The organism is Streptomyces sp. NPDC054932, assembly GCF_053610205.1.
Genome location: NZ_JBSGXU010000144.1, coordinates 1 through 21408, shown reverse-complemented (window position 1 = coordinate 21408; position 21408 = coordinate 1). Strand labels below are relative to the sequence as shown.

Genomic DNA, 21408 nt, shown 5'->3' with positions numbered 1-21408 from the left:
GGGCCGAGCGGCCCGAGCAGGCCGCCGAACTCCTGGTCGCCTGGACGGACGGGCTCCTCTACGACCGGCTGGCCGGCGCCCTCGCCCGCTCCCGCCCCGCTCCGGACCTCGCCGAGCTGACCTCCATCGCCCGGCGGATGATCGACGCGGTGCTCGCGGGCCCCGCCTGACCCGAAGGGCGCCGGGGGTCCTTCGGGTCGCCGTATCGCCGCAGCGCCGTATCGCCGCGGCGCCGTATCGCCGCAGCGCCGCAGGAAACCGTGGTGGGCACCTGCGCAGTGGGGGAGGGGCAGGTGCCCACGGGGGCGGCCGCGGGCCGCTCGCCGGTTCGGCCGCCGCTTTTCAGCGTAGGACGTTCCGGGCCGACAGGGGATGGTGAGCGCGGCGCCGGGGGCCGGGCCGGGAACCCACCGGGGTGGTTGACCGTTCATCCATGCGTGGGTGCAGGCAAGGGGGCCGATGTCCCCGCCCACACCGATACGCCCCGGCCGGCCTCCCCCCGGCCTGGCCGGGGCCCGCCCCCGACCGGCCCTCCCCCCGGGCCGGTCGGGGCCCGTGTCCCCCGACCGGCGCAAGGCGGGCGGCCTCCGGAAGCCCGCGCCGACAGGTCGGGACGCAAGCCCGGGACCTGCCCGTTCGGCGGCCGGCCGGAGACCGGGCCGGGTGCCCGACGCCGTACGCGCGGTACGGGACGGGAGGTCGGCGGGCCGCGTCGGGGCTACGTTCCGATGGCATGAACCACATATCCGGCGATCGCCGCTCCGGCCCCACCCGTCGCGCCCTGCTCACCGCCGGGGCCGGTGCCGCCCTCGTGGCGGGCTGCACCCGCGGCGGCGCCTCCGGCGCTCCGGCGGCGGCAGCGTCCAGCAGCTCCGCCCCGCCCACCGCGGCCGCGGGCGGCCTCACCCCGGGCGCGATGACGCTGTTCAAGGACCCGGCGTACAACTTCAACGGACTCCTCGCCCTGGGTGGCTCGGGCGTCGGCGCCGCCGAGGTCGGCGAGGTCCTCACGGCAGTGAACACGATCAACGGTGCCGGCCTGACCGCGCAGACGTACGTGCAGACCTTCCGCGCGCTGGGCGACCAGCTCCTGAAGGCACCCCCGGGCGCCCCGGCCGACGGCCGGACCAAGCGGTTCCGGGCGCTGCGCGCCGCCCAGTACTACGGTCAGGCGCTGTTCTTCGTCCTCGGCTCGGACGACCCCGGCAGCGAGGAACAGCTGTACAAGGCGGGGCGCGGGGCCTGGGACACCTTCTGCGGCCTGTGCGAGCCGGCCCCGGTGAAGGCGAACGTGCCCTACGGCACCACGCCGCTGCCGGTGTGGTTCTTCCGCCCCGACACCTCCGGCACCCCGCGCCCGACGGTGATCCTGACCAACGGCAGCGACGGCCAGAACGTGGACATGTGGACCTACGGGGTTCCCGCCGCGCTGGACCGGGGCTGGAACGCGCTCGTCTACGACGGGCCGGGCCAGGGGCAGCTGCTCTTCGTGGACCAGGTCGTCTTCACCCCCACCTGGGAGAAGGTCGTCACGCCCCTCGTCGACTGGCTGACGGCCCGCTCCGACGTGGACCCGGACAAGATCGCCCTCACAGGCCTGAGCATGGCGGGGGACCTCGCCCCGAGGGCGGCGGCGTTCGAGACCCGGATCGCCGCGCTGGTGGCCATGCCGGGCTGCGTGGAGCCCTGGCTGGGCTTCCCGCCCGAGATCCGGGAGATCCTCACTCCGGACAAGCAGGAGACGAATGACATCTGGAACAAGGAGGTGGTCCCCGAACTGCCTCCGGACGCCGCCGCCGTGATGAAGAAGCGCTTCGAGCCCTTCTCCATCCCCGCGATGCTCGAAGCCCGTCAGGGCAAGCTGTTCACGGACTTCTACACCCCCGCCACCCGGATCCAGGCGTTGTCGATCACCGATGTCGTCGGCCGCATCAAGGCACCCACCCTGGTGCTGGACTACGAGGGCGAGCAGTTCTACCCCGGCCAGCCGCGCCGCATGTACGACGCCCTCACCTCGCCCAGGGACTACCTGAAACTGACGGCGGCCCAGGGCGCGCAGCTGCACTGTTCCCCCATGGCCCCGCAGCTGCACTGCGAGGTCGTCTTCGACTGGCTCCAGAAGACGCTCCTGAACCGCTGACGGACGGCCCCGCCGTCTCACACGCGGTAGAACGCGGCGGCGTTGTCGTGGAACACGGCGCTGCCGTGCCGTCCGGCGGCCTCCTCCAGCAGATCGAGATCGGCGTCGGCGAAGGGACGCCGCGCCCGGGTCGAGGGCAGGTCCGATCCCGCCATCAGGGCGGTCGGGTCGACGTCGAGCACCGCGCGGACCGTCTCGCGCACATCGAGCTCGACCCGGCCGAACCCCGTCGCCTTCACCTTGACCCCGCGCTCGACCAGCGCCAGCAGGTGAGGGAGTCCGTCGGGATGCAGGCCCAGGTGGTCGATGCTGACCGCGGGGAGAGCGGCCAGCGTTCCGGCGACGGCAGGCAGGTCGCGGGCGTCGACGTACAGCTCGGTGTGCAGGCCGGCCACCGCGAAGACCCGCCGGGCGAGCCGGTCGAGGTGTTCCAGACCTGCCGACCCGCCGCGCCGGAGGTTGAACCGCACGCCGCGCACGCGCCGTTCGGCGAGCTCGGTGATCCGCCGGTCCGGCAGGTCGTGCGGGATCTGGGTGACGCCGACATAGCCGGGGCCCAACCGGTCGAGGGCATCGAGCAGAAACCCCTGGTCGAAGCGCTGGAACGAGCCGGACACCACCGCACCGCCCACCACCCCCAGGCCCTGGATGCGGGCCCGGTACTGCTCGACGGTGAACTCCCCGGGCAGGAAGCCGTCGTTCTCGAACAGCGGGAAGCGCGGATCGACGATGTGGAAATGGGCGTCGAAGAAGGGCTGTCGGGGCACCGGGCTGCTCCTGTCGGTCGTCTCGGACCGATACTCCACCCCGCGGAGCGCGACCGTCGCTGATTGCGCGCCGCCGTCCGGGCGGGCCGGAAATCCCTGGCCGGGGCCACCCCGGCTCTGCATCATGGGGACGTCGCCGTCCGGCGTCCTCGATGCCGATCCCGATGCGGAGCAGCGGTGCCATGGCGACCATTGCCGTGACCGGCCATGTGAACCTCACCGGGGCGAGCCTTCCCCTGGTCGCGGAAGCACTGCTCCCGCTGCTCGCCCGCTACCCGGCCGCGGAGCTCACCGGCATGTCCTGCCTGGCCGCAGGCGCGGACACGGTCTTCGGGGAGGCCGTGCTCGCGGTGGGCGGGCGGCTGGTGGCGGTACTCCCCTCGGCCGATCACCGCGCACGCATGCCGGAGGGACCGCACGCCGATGCGTTCGACCGCCTCCTCCGGGCAGCCGCCGAGGTCAAGGTCATGCCGTACCGAAGGGCGGGCGCGCCCGCCTACGCCGCCGCCAACCGACTGCTGCTCGGCCGGGCCGAGCTCCTGGTCGCCGTCTGGGACGGAGGGACGGGCGGCAGGCAGGGCGGGACGGGCGACGCCGTGGCGACGGCCCGGGCGCGGGGGCTGCCGGTGGAGGTCGTCTGGCCGGCCGGTGCCGCTCGGCAGCCCCTGCTCCGGCCCGATCGGCGCAGCGCCCCCCTGCGGACACGGCCATAGGATCCGGTCATGATCGCTGAACTGCAATGCGTGGTCCTGGACTGCCCCGAGCCGCAGCCGCTCGCCGAGTTCTACCGGTCCCTGCTGGGCGGGAACGTCAACCAGCCGGACCGGCGCTGGTCGCTGGACGAGAGCTGGGCGACGCTCCACACGCCGTCGGGACTGGTCCTCGCCTTCCAGCAGGCTCCGGACCACGTGCCCCCGCGCTGGCCGGACCCCACCCGGCCGCAGCAGTTCCACCTGGACCTCGGCGTCCCGGACCTGGACCGGGCGCAGGAGGAGGTGCTGGCGGCCGGCGGGACGCTGCTCGACGGCGCGGACGGGCGCGGCTGGCGGGTCTACGCGGACCCGGCGGGGCATCCGTTCTGTCTGGTCCGGCACTGAGCCGCGGGGGCGGTCAGTCCGCCGACCGGGTCCAGCCGACGGCCTCGATGCGGTCGGCGTCGGCGGGGCGGTCCTCGGCGAAGAGCAGGCGGCCCGGTTCCGCCACGCGGACCACGTCCACGTAGGCCCCGCGGCCCACGTAGCGACCGGTCGCGGTGTGGCGGAAGCGCAGCCGTACCTCGCGTCCCGCCCAGGCGGCCGTGAGGGGGGCTTCGAGCCGGTGCCAGACGCGGCCGGACCAGCCGCTCACGGAACCCCGCGGCCACTGCTCGGGTGTGCCGCCGGTGGACCGCAGCGTGCTGAAGGGCAGCGGATCCCAGCGCTCCCCGTCGGCGGAGGCCTCCAGATGGAGGGCGCCCTCGCCGGGCACGGTGTCCCACCACACGGCGCAGCGCAGCCGCGCGGCGGCCGTGGCGGGGCGCAGCGGCGGCAGGGCGAGCGTGCCCGAGGCACCCGGCTGGATGCCGGAGAACCAGGCCGCTCCGCCGTGCCGGGTGCGGACCGGGACGGCGCGGGCGAAGCGGTTGCCGACGGCGACCCGTGGCGCGCTGCCGGCCCGCCAGGTGCGCACGGGGTGGACCGAGTTGCCGAGCAGGATCAGGAACGAGTCGGTGGAGGGGTCGAGGACGAGGGAGGTGCCGGTGAAGCCGGTGTGTCCGGCGGAGTGCGGGGTGGCCATGGCGCCCATGTACCAGTGCTGGTAGAGCTCGAAGCCGAGGCCGTGGTCGTCGCCGGGGAAGGCCGTGTTGTAGTCGGTGAAGAGCAGCTCGACGGAGGCGGGGCGCAGGATGCGTTTGCCGGCGTAGACCCCGCCGTCGAGCAGGGTGCGGGCGAGGACGGCCAGGTCCCAGGCGGTGCCGAAGATTCCGGCGTGGCCCGCGACGCCGCCGAGCGCGTGCGCGTTCTCGTCGTGGACCTCGCCCCACACCAGCCCGCGGTCCAGGCCGGACCAGGGCGGGCGCTGCACCTCGGTGGCGGCGGTGACCCGGCGCCAGGAGAGCGGTGGGTTGTAACGAGTGCGGTGCATCCCGAGAGGAGCGGTGATCTCGTCGCGGAGCAGGACGTCCAGAGTGCGGCCGGTGATCTGTTCCAGGAGCAGTTGCAGCGCGATGAGGTTGAGGTCGGAATACCGGTAGACGGTCCCGGGGGTCTCCTGCGGCCGCACCGACCACAGCAGCCTCAGCTGCCCCTCGCGCGTGGACTCCTGGTAGAACGGCGCCCAGGAGCGCAACCCCGAAGTGTGCGTGAGCAGCTGACGGACCGTGATGATCTCCTTGCCGCCCCCGGTGAACTCCGGCAGGTACCGGAGCACCGGAGCCTCCAGCTCCAGGCGCCCGCGCTCCATCTGCTGCACGGCCAGGATGGAGGTGAACAGCTTGGTCAGCGAGGCCAGATCAAAGACGGTGTCCTCGGCCATCGCGATCCGCTCGGCCGCCGGGAACTCCCGCACCCGGTCGGTGCGCCCGTCGTAGTCCGCGTACCGGACGGCGTCGCCCATGGCACGGTGCAGGGCGATGGTGCGGCCCCGGCCGGCGAGGACCACCGCCCCGGCGTAGTAGGGGTGTTCGGGGGAGGGGCCCAGGAAGCGCCGGGCCTCGTCCGCCACTGTCTCCAGGTGCTTCTCGAGCAGCCCGGCCTGACGCGCGGACCCGTACCGCAGTCGCAGCCCCTGGAGCGCGCGCCGCTCGGCCGGGCCGCCCGAGGCGGAAGCGGCGGCGCCGGGGAGCGCGGCGTGCAGGACGAGCACCCCGCCGAGCGCGAGCAGCCGCGCCCCGATCCGTCGCCGCGTCAACCCGCCACCGGCTGGGCCGGCCGGGCCGCTTGTCTTCCCGGGCCCGCCGCCGGTCCTCCAGGGCCCGCCCGTTGCGGCCTGTGCGGGCCGCGCTTCTCGGCCCGCCACGCCGTAGGCCCCCGTGCGTACTGTCATGTCCGCCCTCCTGTCCGCTGTTCACCTGCGGCGCCGTCTCCCAGGGTTCCGCCCCGGACCCCGCGCCTCACACGCCGGCGGGGCCGGGTCGGCCCCGGCCTGCGCCGTCACCGCCCGGGGTGCCGCCCCGGGGTCCGGGCCCCGGAACCGTCGAGCGCGCCGCAGGCGAACAGGCCCCGGGCGTCCCGGGATGCGCCGTGCGCGCCGCAGGCGATCCGCACGCTAGTGGGTATCTGCCCGCCCGCCGGGCACCCTCCGCGCCGACCGGCCCGTAAAGAATCTGACACTGCATCAGAAAATCTCTTCCCTCGGCCGCCGGGCTACGGCATCCTGCCGCCCATGGAGACGGAGCTGAGCAAGAAACTGGGAGTCGAGCACGCCATCTTCGGCTTCACGCCCTTCCCGGCGGTCGCCGCCGCCATCACCCGCGCGGGCGGTTTCGGTGTCCTCGGCGCGGTCCGCTACACGGCCCCCGACGACCTCAAGCGGGACCTCGACTGGATGCAGGCGCAGACCGACGGCAAGCCCTACGGCCTCGACGTCGTCATGCCCGCCAAGAAGGCGGTCGACGGCATCAGCGAGGCCGACATCGAGGCGATGATCCCGGCCGGACACCGGGCCTTCGTCCGTGACACCCTCGCCAAACACCACGTGCCCGAGCTCGCCGCCGGCGAGGCCTCCGGCTGGCGGATCACCGGCTGGATGGAGCAGGTCGCCCGCAACCAGCTCGACGTCGCCTTCGACTACCCCATCAAACTCCTGGCGAACGCCCTCGGTTCCCCGCCCGCCGACGTCATCGCGCGCGCCCACGACCACGGCGTCCTCGTCGCCGCCCTCGCAGGCAGCGCCAAACACGCCCGCCGCCACGCCGAAGCCGGCATCGACATCGTCGTCGCCCAGGGCTACGAGGCCGGTGGCCACACCGGCGACATCGCCACCATGGTCCTGGTCCCCGAGATCGTCGAGGCCGTCGCCCCGCTCCCGGTCCTCGCCGCCGGCGGCATCGGCAGCGGCGAGCAGATCGCCGCCGGTCTCGCCCTCGGCGCCCAGGGCGCCTGGCTCGGCTCCCTCTGGCTCACCACCACCGAGGCGGACCTCCACTCGCGGGCCCTCACCGCGAAACTGCTCGCCGCCGGCTCCGGTGACACCGTCCGCTCCCGGGCCCTCACCGGCAAGCCCGCCCGCCAGCTGCGCACCGAGTGGACCGACGCCTGGGACGACCCGGAGGGTCCGGGCGCACTCCCCATGCCGCTCCAGGGACTGCTCGTCGCCGAGGCCGTCTCCCGGATCCAGAAGTACGAGATCCAGCCGCTGCTCGGCACCCCCGTCGGCCAGATCGTCGGCCGGATGACCGAAGAGCGCAGCGTCCAGGCCGTCTTCGACGACCTCACCAGCGGGTTCGAGAAGGCGATCGACCGCATCAACCGCATCGCCGGCCGAGTTCGAGAGGCGTGACCGCCATGACCGCCACGACGTCCACGACCCCCGCCGCCGACCGGCAGCCTCCCAACGGCTTCTGGGCCCAGGCCGCCGCCGACCCCGGACGCGCCGTCCTGGTGACTCCCGAGGGCGAGGAATGGACCGCCGGCCGACTGCACGCCGACGTCAACCGCCTCGTCCACGGCCTGCGCGCCGCCGGCCTGGAGAAGGGCGACGTCTTCGCCGTCGTCCTCCCCAACGGCGTCGAGTTCCTCACCGCCTATCTGGCCGCCTCCCAGGCAGGCTTCTACCTCGTCCCCGTCAACCACCACCTCGTCGGCCCCGAGATCGCCTGGATCGTCTCCGACTCCGGAGCCAAGGTCCTCATCGCCCACGAGCGCTTCGCCGACGCCGCCACCGCCGCGGCCGACGAGGCCGCCCTGCCCGCGAGCCACCGCTACGCCGTCGGAGCGGTCCCGGGCTTCAGGCCGTACGGCGAACTCCTCGACGGGCAGCCCGCGACGCCCCCCGAGGGGCGCACCCTCGGCTGGGTCATGAACTACACCTCCGGCACCACCGGCCGCCCCCGCGGCATCCGCCGCCCGCTGCCCGGCAAGCTCCCCGAGGAGACCTACCTGGGCGGCTTCCTCGGCATCTTCGGCATCCGGCCCTTCGACGGCAACGTCCACCTCGTCTGCTCACCGCTCTACCACACCGCCGTCCTCCAGTTCGCGGGCGCCGCCCTGCACATCGGGCACCCGCTGGTCCTGATGGACAAGTGGACCCCCGCCGAGATGCTCCGCCTGATCGACGGCCACGCCTGTACGCACACCCACATGGTGCCGACCCAGTTCCACCGCCTCCTCGCCCTCCCGCAGGAGACGAAGGACGCCTACGACGTCTCCTCGATGCGGCACGCCATCCACGGCGCCGCGCCCTGCCCCGACCACGTCAAGCGGGCGATGATCGACTGGTGGGGTCACTGCGTGGAGGAGTACTACGCGGCGAGCGAGGGCGGTGGCGCCTTCGCCACCGCCGAGGACTGGCTGAAGAAGCCGGGAACCGTCGGCAAGGCCTGGCCGATCAGCGAGCTGGCCGTCTTCGACGACGACGGCAACCGGCTGCCCCCCGGCGAACTGGGCACCGTCTACCTGAAGATGAACACCGGCGGCTTCAGCTACCACAAGGACGAGGGCAAGACGAGGAAGAACCGGATCGGCGACTTCTTCACCGTCGGCGACCTGGGGCTGATGGACGAGGAGGGCTACCTCTTCCTCCGCGACCGCAAGATCGACATGATCATTTCCGGCGGGGTCAACATCTATCCGGCCGAGATCGAGTCGGCCCTGCTCACCCACCCGGCCGTCGCGGACGCCGCCGCCTTCGGCATCCCGCACGCCGACTGGGGCGAGGAGGTCAAGGCGGTCGTCGAACCGGCCGAGGGCTTCGTCGCGGGCGACGCCCTGGCCGCGGAGATCCTGCACCACTGCGAGCGGCAGCTCGCCGGCTACAAGCGCCCCAAGACGGTCGACTTCATCGAGACGATGCCGCGCGACCCGAACGGCAAGCTCTACAAGCGGCGCCTGCGCGACCCGTACTGGGAGGGGCACGAGCGCGCGATGTGAGCCCGCCGGCCGACCGCGTCACCAGTGCGTGAAGTCGTGCACCCCGGCGCCGTACGGGTCCCCGGCCGCCGGAACCCGCCACGCCGGGAGATCCGTGAGAAAGCCCACGTCAAGGCTCCGGAGGCGCGCCTTGCGACGCACTTGAGGGACACATCTGGCAACTTGGCAGATATGGGTACGACTAAGCGCAGATCCTTCCTGACCGACTGGACCGTCGTGGTCCCCGTGGTGGCGCTGGTCGCGCTCGTCCTCAGCTGGGGGCGGGACCTGCCCGGCTTCGCGGTGGCGCTCGTCGCCCTCTGTCTGGCCGGCGCGGTCCTCGCCGCCGTGCACCATGCCGAGGTCGTCGCCCACCGGGTCGGTGAACCCTTCGGCTCCCTCGTCCTCGCCGTGGCGGTCACCGTCATCGAGGTGGCGCTCATCGTCACCCTGATGGCCGACGGCGGCGACAAGTCCGCCTCGCTCGCCCGGGACACGGTCTTCGCCGCCGTCATGATCACGTGCAACGGGATCGTCGGCCTGTCGCTGCTCGTCGGCGCCCTGCGCAACCGGATCGCCGTCTTCAACCCCGAAGGGTCCGGAGCCGCCCTCGCCACCGTCGCAACGCTGGCCACCCTCAGCCTGGTCCTGCCCACCTTCACGACCAGCAAGCCCGGCCCGGAGTTCTCGACCGCGCAGCTCACCTTCGCCGCCGTCGCCTCGCTCGCCCTGTACGGGCTCTTCGTCGCCGTCCAGACGGTCCGCCACCGCAGCTACTTCCTGCCCGTGGACACCGGGAACGTCTCCGGCGATGCCGACGGTCACGCCGAGCCGCCCACCGCCCGCACCGCCCTCATCAGCCTCGGCCTGCTGCTGGTCGCGCTCGTCGCGGTCGTCGGCGACGCCAAGGCCGTCTCCCCGACCATCGAGAGGGCCGTCGCGGCCGCAGGCCTGCCCCAGGCGGTCGTCGGTGTGATCATCGCCCTGCTCGTCCTGCTGCCCGAGACCCTCGCCGCCGTCCGCGCCGCCCGCCGCGACCGCGTGCAGACCAGTCTCAACCTCGCCTACGGATCCGCCATCGCCAGCATCGGCCTGACCATTCCGGCCATCGCCCTGGCCTCGATCTGGCTCTCCGGCCCGCTCCTGCTCGGCCTCGGCCCGATCCACATGGTGCTGCTCGCCCTGACCGTCGTGGTCAGCGCCCTCACCATCGTCCCGGGGCGCGCCACGCTGCTCCAGGGCGGTGTGCACATCGTGCTGCTGGCCGCGTACCTCTTCCTGGCCGTCAGCCCGTGAGGGAACGGGGCCGGGGCCGGGAAGAGGAACGCGGGCCGCGGGTCACCGCCGCTCGCGGACCGGCACCACCTTCAGCTTCGGCGAGGTGAGGATGTCCCGCTCGCAGAAACGTGCCCCGACCCAGCGCTCCTCGGAGTACATCCGGGTCTGGTCGGCGTAGTACGGCGAGCCCGGGTTCGAGGACTGGCTGTACGTCAGCAGGGTGCGCGCCACCGGACAGCGGCTGCCGTCCCAGCCGACCGCCTGGATGTGGCTGGACCCGTGCACGACCTCCGGGTAGCCGCCGGCCGCGGCGTTCCACGGCGCCTCGATCTTGTTCCAGACGCCGAGCGCCTCCGTACCGCCGCCCACCGGCAGCTTCCGCCCGCCCCGGACCACGAACTGGTGCTCACCCAGGGGGGCGTCCAGCGCGATCCCGGCCGCCTTCAGCTCCGCCACCGCGTCCGCGAGGGCCCGCCCGATGCCGGGCGCCGCCTGGTTGAGCGTACGGGGGGTGCGTACGGGATCGGCCGCCGAGAACGGCACCAGCCACAGGTCCTTGGCCGGAGTCGAAGCCGTCAGCCTGCGCCAGAACCGGTCGAAGAGCAGCGCACCGCGGCTGGCGCTGTCGGTCGTACGGTCCCAGCCCGCCAGCACCCCGCAGGCCGCCGAGACGTCCACCGCACCGCCGTCGCTCGCCGTCGCCGTACCGCCGGGCAGGGCGGCGCAGGCCTTCGCGGCGTCCGCCGCCGCCAGATCGCCGGCCGGCACCCGGTTGGCGAACTGCTGCTCCTGCAGGTCCGCCACGGTCAGCCGGCCCCTGGCGGCCATCGCCGACACGTCCTCGACCGCTCCGCGCGTGCGCAGCGAGCGCGGGGTGGAGACATTGCCCCAGACCCGCTCGTAACCGGTCAGCGGCCGGTCGGCATTGGCCAGCCAGGCGCTGTCGTTGGAGTTCTCGGCGTACGGCGCGCCCTGCAGCGTGGGCGCCTTCCCCGGGCCGAAGACGCCCGGCTGCACCGCGTCCGGATCCGAGCCGATCGCGCAGTCGCCGCGCGAACCGTCCAGCACCGCCAGCCCCGACGCCGGGTAGGTGGCCCGGCCCAGCGGGGTGGAGCAGCGGGCCGCCAGCTCGTCGGTGATCCGGGGCAGCACCTGGGTCTGGGTGAAGAGGGTGCCGCCCGCGGAGTCGGCGGCCACGGTGTTGACCCAGGGCAGGCCCTGGGTGCGCTTGAGCGCGTCCTGGATCCCGGCCACCGAACGCGCCTTGCCCATCGCGAGGGCGGTGTCCGAGCCGCGCAGGTTCGCCGCGTTCGGGTCGTTCAGCGCGTACGCCGTCTGCGCGGTCCACGGCAGGGGCAGGCCCGCGCCGAGGTACGAGACCACCGGCCCGTAGCGGGTCCACCACTGGGTGCGGGTGACCGGGTCGCCGCCCGCCACCGGGACGGTGACGGTCCGCCGGGTCATCCGCTCCGGCCTGCCGTCGACCAGGTAGGAGGTCGGATCGGCCGGGTCCAGGGCCAGCTGGTGGAGGTTGACCGGGGTGCCGGTGGCCACCGTGTGGCTCCAGGCCACCTTCTCGTTGAAGCCGACGTTGACCACGGCGGTGCCGAGCAGGGAGGCGCCCGAGACGTTCAGCTCGCCCGGGATGGTCTGCTGGAACTGCCAGAAGCGGCGTCCGCCGTGCCACGGGTAGTGCGGGTTCCCGAGCAGCAGGCCGCGGCCGTTCGCCGTGGTGGAGCCGGCGAAGGCCACCGCGTTGGAGCCCATGTCGTACCGGCTGGTGTCGAAGAACTCCCGCGCGGCCTCGGCGGCGGCCGCCGGATCGGCCTCGGGGCCGGGCCGCCCACCGGAGGGCTGAGGGAGCGCCGCGGGACCGGCCGCCGCCGTGCCCGCTGCGCCCGCCGTGCCCGGGGGCTGCGCGGCCGTGATGCCGTCTATGCCGCGGCCCTGCCCGCCGAGGACCGAGACGGCGAAGCCGCGGGCGGCCACATCGGCCGTGGTGACCGGGCGGACCCACCCGGCGCCCTTGCACGCCGGGTCGGTGACCTTGTTCTGGGCCAGCCAGGCGTTGTACCCGGCGGCCCAGCCGCGCATCAGCTCCTTGAGGTCCTTGGTGGGACCGGCCGGGGCGGGAGCCGCCAGCAGCTTCTCCACCGTGCCGGACTCCCGTACCCCCTTGAAGTACAGGTCGCTGGAGAGGTTCTTCGTGGCCGAGGAGAGCGAGAAATCGGGCGCCGCGTCGGCGCCGAACCAGCGGGAACGCTCACCGGCGACGGTCACGAACCCGTCCGCGAGGACACAGACCTGGTCGGCCGCCTGGGCCCAGCCGGTACCGAAGCCGAGCTGCGCGTAATCGCGGGCGAGTATGTGCGGGATGCCGTTCTCGGTGTAACGGACGACGGCGGACAGGCCACCACCGCGGGCGGCGGTCCGGTCGTCGGTGGCTGCCGCGGCCTGCGGCATCGCGGCCGTCGCGGCGAGCAGAGCGGCGCCGGTGAGGGCGACGCGCCGGAGTATCGGACGAGTGCTGAGGTGCAACAGTCCTCCCAAGTAGCCTGCGAGTGGGCGTGGTTACCCGTTGGACAGGCGGTGCGTCCGTGCCCCCACACTCATTCAGGCGGTCCGATGATCTGTCAACATCCCGTTTGGTATCGGGTCATTGACCTCGGGCGTACGGGAGGACGAGGATCGCGCCATGACGGCAGCGCGGGAAGTACGGGCAGTGCGGACGGGCCGGACGGGGCAGGCCGTGCGGGACAACACGGTCGACGGACTGGTGCACGACAGCGCGCGGCGGGTCCCCGACCGCCCGGCCGTCCGCTACCGCGAACGGAGCTGGACGTACGCGGAGCTCGACGCGGCCGCCACCACCGGCGCCGCCGTGCTGAGGGAGCGGTACGGGCTGGCCGCCGGCGACCGGGTCGCCACCTTCGCCCACAACTCCGACGCCTACCTCATCGCCTTCCTCGCCTGCGCCCGGGCCGGGCTCACCCATGTCCCGGTCAACCAGAACCTCACCGGCGAGGACCTCGCGCACATCCTGGACGACTCCGCGAGCGCCCTGGTCCTCGCCGATCCGGACCTGGCGGGGCGGATCCCCGGAGGCCGTCGGGTACGGGCGCTGCGCGACGCCCCCGACTCCTTCCTGGCGGACCTGGCGGCCGGGCCGCTGCCCTTCGACGCCGACCGGGACCCGGACGCGCTGGCGCAGCTCCTCTACACCTCGGGGACCACCGCACTGCCCAAGGGCGCGATGATGACCCACCGGGCCCTCGTCCACGAGTACGAGAGCGCGATCGAGGCGCTCGACCTGGCCGAGGGCGACCGGCCCGTGCACTCGCTGCCGCTGTACCACTCGGCGCAGATGCACGTCTTCCTGCTGCCGTACCTGGCGGTGGGCGCGCGGAACACCATCGTGGACGGGCCGGTCGCGGAGCGGATCTTCGACCTCGTCGAGGCGGGGGAGGCGGACAGCCTCTTCGCCCCGCCGACGGTGTGGATCGGCCTGGCCAATCACCCGGACTTCGCGGTACGTGAGCTGGGCGCGCTGCGGAAGGCGTACTACGGGGCCTCGATCATGCCCGTTCCGGTTCTGGAGCGACTGCGCGAGCGGCTGCCCGGGCTCGGCTTCTACAACTGCTTCGGCCAGAGCGAGATCGGTCCGCTCGCGACGGTGCTGGGACCGGCGGAGCACGAGGGACGGATGGATTCCTGCGGGCGGCCGGTGCGCCACGTCGAGGCGAAGGTCGTCGACGAGGACGGCAAGGACGTACCCGACGGCACGGCGGGCGAGGTGGTCTACCGCTCGCCGCAGCTCTGCCGGGGGTACTGGAACGACCCGGCGGCCACGGAGAAGGCCTTCCGGGACGGCTGGTTCCGCTCGGGGGACCTCGCGGTGCGCGACGCGCAGGGGTACTTCACGGTCGTGGACCGGGTGAAGGACGTCATCAACTCGGGCGGGGTGCTGGTCGCCTCACGGCAGGTGGAGGACGTGCTCTACACCCACCCGGGCGTGGCCGAGGCGGCGGTGGTCGGACTGCCCGACGAGCGCTGGATCGAGGCGGTCACGGCGGTGGTGGTACCGCGCGGGGAGGTGACGGAGGCGGAGCTGATGGCGTACGCACGGGAGCGGCTCGCCCACTTCAAGGCCCCGAAGCGGGTGCTCTTCGTGGACGCCCTCCCGCGCAACGCCAGCGGCAAGATCCTCAAGCGGGAACTCCGCGACCGCTTCGCGGAGCCCGGCCGCTGACAGCCCGACTGCTGACGCCCCGGCCCCTGACGGCCGGCGGGGGAGTGCGGTCAGCCGGGTCGTGGATGGTGCGCGGCAGGGTCCTCGGGTGGGTAGAGCCCGCTGCGCCGCAGCCGCCGCAGGGTGAGGTGTTCGTGCACCAGCCGGCCGACGAGCGCGCCGCCGTAGACCACGAAGCCCACGCCGACCAGCCAGGACTGGACGACGAGCAGGGTGCCGAAGGGGCCGTAGGTGACGGCGTTCGAGGCGATGAGCGGCGAGAACACCAGCTGCGAGAAGATCCGCAGCCCCAGCAGTCCGAGGCTGGTCGCCACCGCCCCCGGCACCAGGGCACGCCAGCGGACCCGCCCGCCGAGCAGCAGCCGCTGCGAGCCGACGAAGAACAGGCAGGTGCCTATCAGGTCGCCCAGCGCTCCGAGGACCGTGCCGACGGCGTCGTTCGACGGCGCGGGGATCCCCACGAGCAGGGCGAGGTAGCAGACCAGCAGCGCGAGCCAGACGACGTGCCGCCACATGGTGTGCCAGCGCGCGGTCGGCAGGTCCCAGACCTTCTCGTAGCCGGTCTGAACGGCTGAGCCGAAGGTCAGGCCGAACACCGCGAGGGCGGCCAGACCGAAGGCGGTGGTCCGCTCCAGCGCCAGGTCCGCCGCACCGAACAGCATCTCGACCCGGATCCGCGAGGCCGCCGTCACCCCGAGGGCCTGGCCGAGCCAGCGGCCGAAGCCCGAGCCGCTCCCGGGCGCCGCGGCCGCGACGACCACCAGCAGCGGCACCAGGGTGAGGAAGCCGAGGGCCGCGAAGCCCATCGCCCGGTGCATCAGCTCCATCTCCCGGCCGCGGCTCCAGGCCAGCCCGATCTGGGAGCCCTGGAGCCGGTCGTGGAGCTGCCGGAGGGTGGAGATCACACCTCATGCACTACCCGCGAGCGCCCTCCCGCTCCCGGAAGCCACCCCCAAATGGGCCCGAAGGGGTGGTTTCACCGCCCCGGTCGCGTGTCCCCGCCCTCCCCGGCGCCGCGCAGGTCGACCAGTCTCTTGATCTTCCCCACCGAACGCTCCAGGGTCTCCGGATCGACCACCTCGACCCGGACGGAGACCCCGATCCCCTCCTTGACGGCCCGGACCACGGCGGCGGCCGCGTCCTGCCGCCGGCCGGAGTCCGTCTCCCGGCGTGCCTCCACCCGTACCGTCAGGGAGTCCATCCGGCCCTCCCGGGTCAGCCTCAGCTGGAAGTGGGGAGCCAGGCCGGCCGTCCGCAGCAGGATCTCCTCGATCTGGGTCGGGTACATGTTCACCCCGCGCAGGATGATCATGTCGTCACTGCGGCCCGTGATCTTCTCCATCCGGCGGAAGGCCGGCCGGGCCGTGCCGGGGAGCAGCCTGGTCAGATCCCTGGTGCGGTAGCGGATGACGGGCATGGCCTCCTTGGTGAGGGACGTGAACACCAGCTCGCCGGGCTCGCCCTCCGGCAGCACCGCGCCGGTCAGCGGATCGACCACCTCGGGATAGAAGTGGTCCTCCCAGATGTGGAGGCCGTCCTTCGTCTCGACGCACTCCTGGGCCACGCCCGGTCCGATGACCTCGGACAGGCCGTAGATGTCCACAGCGTCGATGTCGAGCCGTTCCTCGATCTCCCGGCGCATCTCCTCGGTCCACGGCTCCGCGCCGAAGATCCCCGTCCGCAGGGAGGTGGCGCGCGGGTCGATTCCCTGGCGCTCCATCTCGTCCAGCAGGGTCAGCATGTAGGAAGGGGTCACCATGATGACCTCCGGCCGGAAGTCCTCGATGAGCCGGACCTGCCGGTCCGTCATCCCGCCGGACGCGGGCACGACCGTACAGCCGAGGCGCTCGGCGCCGTAGTGCGCGCCCAGGCCGCCCGTGAACAGCCCGTACCCGTAGGCGATGTGGACGATCTGGCCGGGTCGCCCGCCCGCCGCGCGTATGGACCGGGCGACGACGTCCGCCCAGGTGCTGAGGTCCCCGTCGGTGTACCCGACGACGGTCGGCCGCCCGGTGGTGCCGCTGGAGGCGTGGATGCGGCGCACCTGCGAGCGCGGCACGGCGAACATCCCGAAGGGGTACTGGTCGCGCAGATCGGCCTTGGTCGTCAGGGGGAACAGGGAGAGATCGGCGAGGGACCGGCAGTCGTCGGGATGCACACCGGCCTTGTCGAAGGCCTGCCGGTAGAACGGCACCTTCTCGTAGGCGCGGTGCAGCGTCGCGCGCAGCCGGGTGAGCTGGAGGGCGGCCAGCTCGTCGCGGTCCAGCCGCTCGCCCTCGTCGTGGAGATCCGCGTACACCGCCATGCCGTCACCTCATCATGAGAACCGACCGATCATTCGGTAGATTGCCAGGAATCCGCAGGTTAAATCAATGACTCGAACGAGTGATCGTCTTTTGTGCGAGCCGGCGCGCCCAGGGACGGACGGGCGCCCTCCGATCCTCCCCGCCCTGCCCGCCACCCGCGAGGGCGCTGCACCGGGAGGCGGGTAGCCTGCGTCCATGAGTTCGGATTCAGGGGCCGGGGGCACCGGTGCGGAACTTGCGGAACTTGACGGTCGGGACTGGGGCGCCACGCGCTCCTGGGTCGAGAAGGGGCTCCCCGGGGCGGAGCGCATCGACCGGGTCGTGCCGCTGCGCGGCGGCTGGACTTCGCAGATGCGGCGCCTGGACCTCAGAGGTCCGGACGGTCGCCGCTCGCTCGTCCTGAGGTCCTTCGTCAAGCCCTTCTACCTCCGGCACGCGGAGGGCCTGCTGACCCGTGAGGCGACCGTCCTGCGCCTGCTCGGCGACACGGACGTGCCCGCGGCCACCCTCGCGGCGGTGGACGCGACGGCACAGCACTGCGACCACCCCTCCTTGCTGATGTCCCTGCTGCCGGGGACCGTCCGGCTGGCCGATCAGGGTGCCGACGAGCGCGCCGACCTGCTGGCCCGGCAGTTGGTGCGCATCCACCGGCTGCCGGTGACGGAGCGCCAACGGCCCCGCGCCTATCAGGCCTGGGCCTCTCCCGAGCGAGTGACCCCGCCCGCGACCACCGGGCGGCCCGAGCTCTGGCAGCGGGCCGTCGACGTCATCCGCCGGGAGCCGCCGGCCCACCGCGGGTGCTTCCTGCACCGGGACTTCCATCCCGGGAACGTCCTGTTCACGGGCACCGACGGCGATCTCCGGATCAGTGGTGTCGTCGACTGGGTGGAGACCTCCTGGGGGCCGGCCGACCTGGACGTGGCCCACTGCTCGACGGCTCTCGCCCTGCTGCACGGGATCCCCGCAGGCATGGAATTCGCCGATCGCTACGTCGCCGCTGGCGGAACCCTGGCCGCGGACGGCGCCGCCCACCTCTACTGGCGGCTGCTGGACGCGCTGGGCTTCGCCCCGGACGCGGAGAAGGTCGCCGGCCCCTGGCGTGAACTGGGCCGCACCGACCTGACCGGCGCCGTCCTGACCCAGAGGCTGGAGGGGTACATCGCATCCCTGTTCAGCCGCTATGCCTGAACCCTCGCCGCCGGTTCGGCCGCCCGGAGCCGGCCCGGCCCGCCCTGCCCCGCCCCGGTCCGACCGACCCGCCCGGCCCGGGCTTTCGCTCTCGGATCACGCCAGGGGTGTGCGTCAGGTTGCTGCAATGACCGGACTCGAACACGTCATCTGGCCACCCGCTCCGATACGGACCGAACGGCTCGTGCTCCGCGCGTCCGAGGCCCGGGACCGTGCGGCGTTCATCGAGCTGTTCGCATCGCCGGAGGTGGGGACCCACCTCGGTGGCCACCGACCGCGTGATGAGCTCGAACGCGCGGTGCCCGAGGTGCCCGGGCGCCGCCCCGGTCTCTTCGTGATCGATCTCGACGGAGCGATGATCGGCATGATCACGCTCGACCGGCGCGCCGCGGAGCGTCCGGGCCACGTCCGTCCGGATGCCGGGGAGACCGAGCTCGGTTACATGTTCCTGCCGGAGGCGTGGGGACAGGGGTACGCCGCCGAGGCGTGCGCGGCGGCACTCGACTGGTTCGCCGGCGCACTTCCCGGCGAACCGGTGGTGCTCTGCACCCAGAACGCCAACGGCCGCGCGATGCGCCTCGCGGCGAGGCTGGGCTTCACCGAGGTGGAGCGGTTCGAGGAGTACGGCGCCGAGCAGTGGTTCGGAGTGTGGTCCTCGGCCACACCGTCCGGTTGAGCCGGGACGCCGCCTGCGGCGCATGCGGCAGCCGGGGCCCGTGGGCGGACCCCGGCGACCCGGAGGAAGCGTCCTAGCCTGCCGTCGCCGCGTCCGCGTCCGCGTCCGCGTCCGCCTCCGTCGCCACCGCCTTCGCCCAGCGGTAGTCCGCCTTGCCGCTCGGGGAGCGCTGGATGGCGGGCGCGATCACCAGCTGGCGCGGGATCTTGTAGCCCGCCAGCCTGGTGCGGCAGTGGCTCTGGATCTGGTCCAGGCTCGGTGCCGGGGAGCCCTCGCGCACCTGGACCACCGCGGCCACGTGGCTGCCCCAGGTCGGGTCCGCGACACCCGCGACCAGGGCGTCGTACACGTCGGGGTGGGACTTCAGCGCCTGCTCGACCTCTTCCGGATACACCTTCTCGCCACCCGTGTTGATGCACTGCGAGCCGCGGCCGAGCACCGTGACGATCCCCTGTTCGTCGACGGTCGCCATGTCACCGAGCAGCACCCAGCGCTCCGTGCCCTTCTGGAAGAAGGTCTCGGCAGTCTTCGCCGGGTCGTTGTAGTAGCCGAGCGGGACGTGCCCGCGCTGGGCGAGGCGTCCCGGCTCGCCCACCGCCACCGGTTCGTGCGTCACCGGGTCCACCACCTGCGTACGGTCGTTGACCTCCAGGCGGAAGCCCTTCTCCGGACCGGAGTCGTCCGTCGCACGGCCGTTGGACCCGGACTCGGACGATCCGAAGTTGTTCAGGAGCAGCACGTTCGGCACCAGCCGCTGGAACTCGGCGCGCACCGTCTCCGACATGATCGCCCCGGACGAGGAGACGCTGAACAGCGACGACAGGTCGGTGCCCCTGAGCGGGCCGTTCAGGGCGTCGATGAGCGGCCTCAGCATCGCGTCGCCGACCAGCGACACGCTGGAGACCTTCTCCTTCTCGATGGTGCGGAGCACTTCCTCGGGTGCGTACTTGCGGTGGATGACCACCCGCTGGCCGTAGTTGAAGGCGATGAACGAGGTCAGCGTCGACGTGCCGTGCATCAGCGGGGGCGCCGGGAAGAAGGTGAGCCCGGCGCCGCGGGCAGCGACCCGCTCGGCCAGTTCCTCCGGCCGCTTCACCGGTTCGCCCGACGGCTCGCCGCCGAACAGCCCGGCGAAGAAGAGGTCCTCGGCCCGCCACATCACGCCCTTGGGCATGCCCGTCGTGCCGCCGGTGTAGATGATGAACAGGTCGTCGGGGCTGCGCGGCGGGAATCCGCGCCCGGGCGAGCCGGCCGCCTCCGCCTCCGGGAACGGGACGGGCGCGATCGACGGCTCCGGGGCGCCCTCGGGGGCCTCCCCGACCCGGATCAGGTGCCGGAGCCGCGTCGTCTGCGGGAGCGCGGCCGCGACCCGCCCGGTGAACTCGCCCTCGAAGACGAGGGCGGCGAGATCGGCGTCGTTGTAGAGGTAGACCAGCTCCTCCTCCACGTACCGGTAGTTGACGTTCACCGGGACCAGCCGGGCCTTCAGGCAGGCCAGTACGGTCTGCAGGTATTCGATGCCGTTGTAGAGGTGGAGCCCCAGGTGCTCGCCGGCCGTCAGCCCGCTGTTCAGCAGGTGGTGCGCGATCCGGTTCGCCGCCGCGTCGAGCTCCGCGTAGGTGAGGCGGCGCTCGGCGCCCGTCCCCGGGTGGTCCACGTACACCAGGGCCTCGCGGTCCGGAACCACGTCCACGACCGACTCGAACAGGTCGGCAAGGTTGTACTCCACCGTTCCTCCTGACCCTCGATGTTCCCGATGTTCCCGATGTTCCCGACGACCGGCCCCGTGGCCGACCTGCTCCGGCGGTCATTAGAGCGCCGGAGACGGCAACTGGGAAGGGCGTCGCCGAAGAAATCTGACTGAGTGTCAGAAAACTATTGAACTGCACCCTCCCCTACTGCAACCTGTTCTAGGTCTTGAGACGGGAGGACGGCAATGGGTGGGACAGAACACCTGACCGTGGATCGGCACGGCGCCACGCTGGTGCTCACCATGAACAGGCCCGAGGCGAAGAACGCGCTCTCGCTGCCGCTGCTGGTGGGGCTGTACGACGGCTGGCTGGAGGCGGACGCCGACGACGGGATCCGCTCGGTGGTCCTGACGGGCGCGGGCGGGGACTTCTGCGCCGGAATGGACCTCAAGGCCCTGGCCGGCAAGGGAATGGCCGGCGATCAGTACCGGGACCGCCTCAAGGCCGACCCCGACCTGCACTGGAAGGCGATGCTCCGTCACCACCGGCCGCGCAAGCCGGTCATCGCGGCGGTGGAGGGCTACTGCGTCGCCGGCGGGACGGAGATCCTGCAGGGGACGGACATCCGGGTGGCGGCCGAGGGCGCGACCTTCGGACTGTTCGAGGTCAAGCGCGGGCTCTTCCCGATCGGCGGCTCCACGGTGCGGCTGCCGCGCCAGATCCCCCGTACGCACGCCCTGGAGATGCTGCTGACCGGGCGCCCGTACTCGGCCGCGGAGGCCGAGCGGATCGGTCTGGTCGGGCGGGTGGTGCCGGACGGCACGGCGCTGGCCACGGCCCTGGAGATCGCGGAGCGGATCAACGCGTGCGGGCCGCTGGCGGTGGAGGCGGTGAAGGCCTCGGTCTACGAGACCGCCGAGATGACGGAGCGCGAGGGGCTGGCGTCGGAGCTGCTGCGGGGGTGGCCGATCTTCGACACGTCCGATGCGAAGGAGGGGGCGCGGGCCTTTGCCGAGAAGCGGCCGGCGGTGTATCGGCGCGAGTAGCTGCGCGCGTGGCTGTGCCG

Annotated in this window: 16 protein-coding genes and 1 pseudogene; 11 read left to right on the top strand and 6 right to left on the bottom strand. The window is 72.8% G+C overall.

Annotation, left to right across the window (positions count from 1 at the left end):
• Positions 1-170 (top strand): annotated as a pseudogene (locus ACWGE1_RS29875) (TetR family transcriptional regulator); the annotation flags it as partial.
• A gap of 563 nt (positions 171-733) precedes the next feature.
• Entirely contained in the window at positions 734-2140 is a 1407-nt protein-coding gene (locus ACWGE1_RS29870) for an alpha/beta hydrolase family protein (protein WP_453423574.1), read from the top strand.
• A gap of 17 nt (positions 2141-2157) precedes the next feature.
• Here the strand turns inward: ACWGE1_RS29870 and ACWGE1_RS29865 are convergent, their stop codons facing one another.
• The gene (locus ACWGE1_RS29865; protein ID WP_453423573.1) at positions 2158-2907 is read right to left on the bottom strand and encodes an amidohydrolase family protein; all 750 of its coding nucleotides are present in this window, start codon (positions 2905-2907) and stop codon (positions 2158-2160) included.
• A gap of 182 nt (positions 2908-3089) precedes the next feature.
• Between ACWGE1_RS29865 and ACWGE1_RS29860 the strand changes: the two genes are divergently transcribed.
• On the top strand, positions 3090-3620 hold the full coding sequence (locus ACWGE1_RS29860; RefSeq protein ID WP_453423572.1) for a hypothetical protein: 531 nt from the start codon (positions 3090-3092) through the stop codon (positions 3618-3620).
• A gap of 9 nt (positions 3621-3629) precedes the next feature.
• Positions 3630-4004 carry a VOC family protein gene (locus tag ACWGE1_RS29855; protein WP_453423571.1) on the top strand — a complete coding sequence of 125 codons (375 nt, stop codon included), beginning with the start codon at positions 3630-3632 and terminating at the stop codon, positions 4002-4004.
• A 13-nt stretch (positions 4005-4017) separates the two neighbouring features.
• Here the strand turns inward: ACWGE1_RS29855 and ACWGE1_RS29850 are convergent, their stop codons facing one another.
• Positions 4018-5931 carry a serine hydrolase gene (locus ACWGE1_RS29850; RefSeq protein ID WP_453423570.1) on the bottom strand — a complete coding sequence of 638 codons (1914 nt, stop codon included), beginning with the start codon at positions 5929-5931 and terminating at the stop codon, positions 4018-4020.
• A gap of 339 nt (positions 5932-6270) precedes the next feature.
• Here ACWGE1_RS29850 and ACWGE1_RS29845 point away from each other — a divergent pair, with 339 nt between their 5' ends.
• The 3 genes from ACWGE1_RS29845 (at position 6271) to ACWGE1_RS29835 (ending at position 10250) form a co-directional block, all read left to right on the top strand.
• Positions 6271-7386, top strand: coding sequence for an NAD(P)H-dependent flavin oxidoreductase (locus ACWGE1_RS29845; RefSeq protein WP_453423569.1), 1116 nt, complete (start codon positions 6271-6273; stop codon positions 7384-7386).
• 5 nt (positions 7387-7391) lie between these two features.
• A complete protein-coding gene (locus ACWGE1_RS29840) occupies positions 7392-8975 on the top strand; it encodes an acyl-CoA synthetase (protein WP_453423568.1) in 1584 nt (527 codons plus the stop codon).
• Between the two features lie 171 nt (positions 8976-9146).
• Complete coding sequence (locus ACWGE1_RS29835; RefSeq protein WP_453423567.1) at positions 9147-10250, top strand: calcium:proton antiporter; 1104 nt, start codon at positions 9147-9149, stop codon at positions 10248-10250.
• A 42-nt stretch (positions 10251-10292) separates the two neighbouring features.
• On the opposite strand, the gene ACWGE1_RS29830 is transcribed toward ACWGE1_RS29835, so the two are convergent.
• The gene (locus ACWGE1_RS29830; protein ID WP_453423566.1) at positions 10293-12770 is read right to left on the bottom strand and encodes a penicillin acylase family protein; all 2478 of its coding nucleotides are present in this window, start codon (positions 12768-12770) and stop codon (positions 10293-10295) included.
• A gap of 157 nt (positions 12771-12927) precedes the next feature.
• Here ACWGE1_RS29830 and ACWGE1_RS29825 point away from each other — a divergent pair, with 157 nt between their 5' ends.
• The gene (locus ACWGE1_RS29825) at positions 12928-14481 is read left to right on the top strand and encodes a fatty acyl-CoA synthetase (protein WP_453423565.1); all 1554 of its coding nucleotides are present in this window, start codon (positions 12928-12930) and stop codon (positions 14479-14481) included.
• Between the two features lie 50 nt (positions 14482-14531).
• On the opposite strand, the gene ACWGE1_RS29820 is transcribed toward ACWGE1_RS29825, so the two are convergent.
• Complete coding sequence (locus ACWGE1_RS29820; RefSeq protein ID WP_453423564.1) at positions 14532-15386, bottom strand: YhjD/YihY/BrkB family envelope integrity protein; 855 nt, start codon at positions 15384-15386, stop codon at positions 14532-14534.
• A gap of 71 nt (positions 15387-15457) precedes the next feature.
• Complete coding sequence (paaK, locus tag ACWGE1_RS29815; RefSeq protein ID WP_453423563.1) at positions 15458-16786, bottom strand: phenylacetate--CoA ligase PaaK; 1329 nt, start codon at positions 16784-16786, stop codon at positions 15458-15460.
• 196 nt (positions 16787-16982) lie between these two features.
• Here paaK and ACWGE1_RS29810 point away from each other — a divergent pair, with 196 nt between their 5' ends.
• Entirely contained in the window at positions 16983-17975 is a 993-nt protein-coding gene (locus ACWGE1_RS29810) for a phosphotransferase family protein (protein WP_453423562.1), read from the top strand.
• A gap of 127 nt (positions 17976-18102) precedes the next feature.
• Positions 18103-18651, top strand: a complete 549-nt coding sequence (locus ACWGE1_RS29805; protein ID WP_453423561.1) for a GNAT family N-acetyltransferase — start codon at positions 18103-18105, stop codon at positions 18649-18651.
• 73 nt (positions 18652-18724) lie between these two features.
• Here the strand turns inward: ACWGE1_RS29805 and ACWGE1_RS29800 are convergent, their stop codons facing one another.
• The gene (locus ACWGE1_RS29800; RefSeq protein WP_453423560.1) at positions 18725-20380 is read right to left on the bottom strand and encodes an acyl-CoA synthetase; all 1656 of its coding nucleotides are present in this window, start codon (positions 20378-20380) and stop codon (positions 18725-18727) included.
• Positions 20381-20587: 207 nt separating this feature from the next.
• On the opposite strand from ACWGE1_RS29800, the gene ACWGE1_RS29795 reads away from it, so the two are divergent.
• A complete protein-coding gene (locus tag ACWGE1_RS29795; RefSeq protein ID WP_453423559.1) occupies positions 20588-21388 on the top strand; it encodes a crotonase/enoyl-CoA hydratase family protein in 801 nt (266 codons plus the stop codon).
• Positions 21389-21408 lie beyond the last annotated feature (20 nt).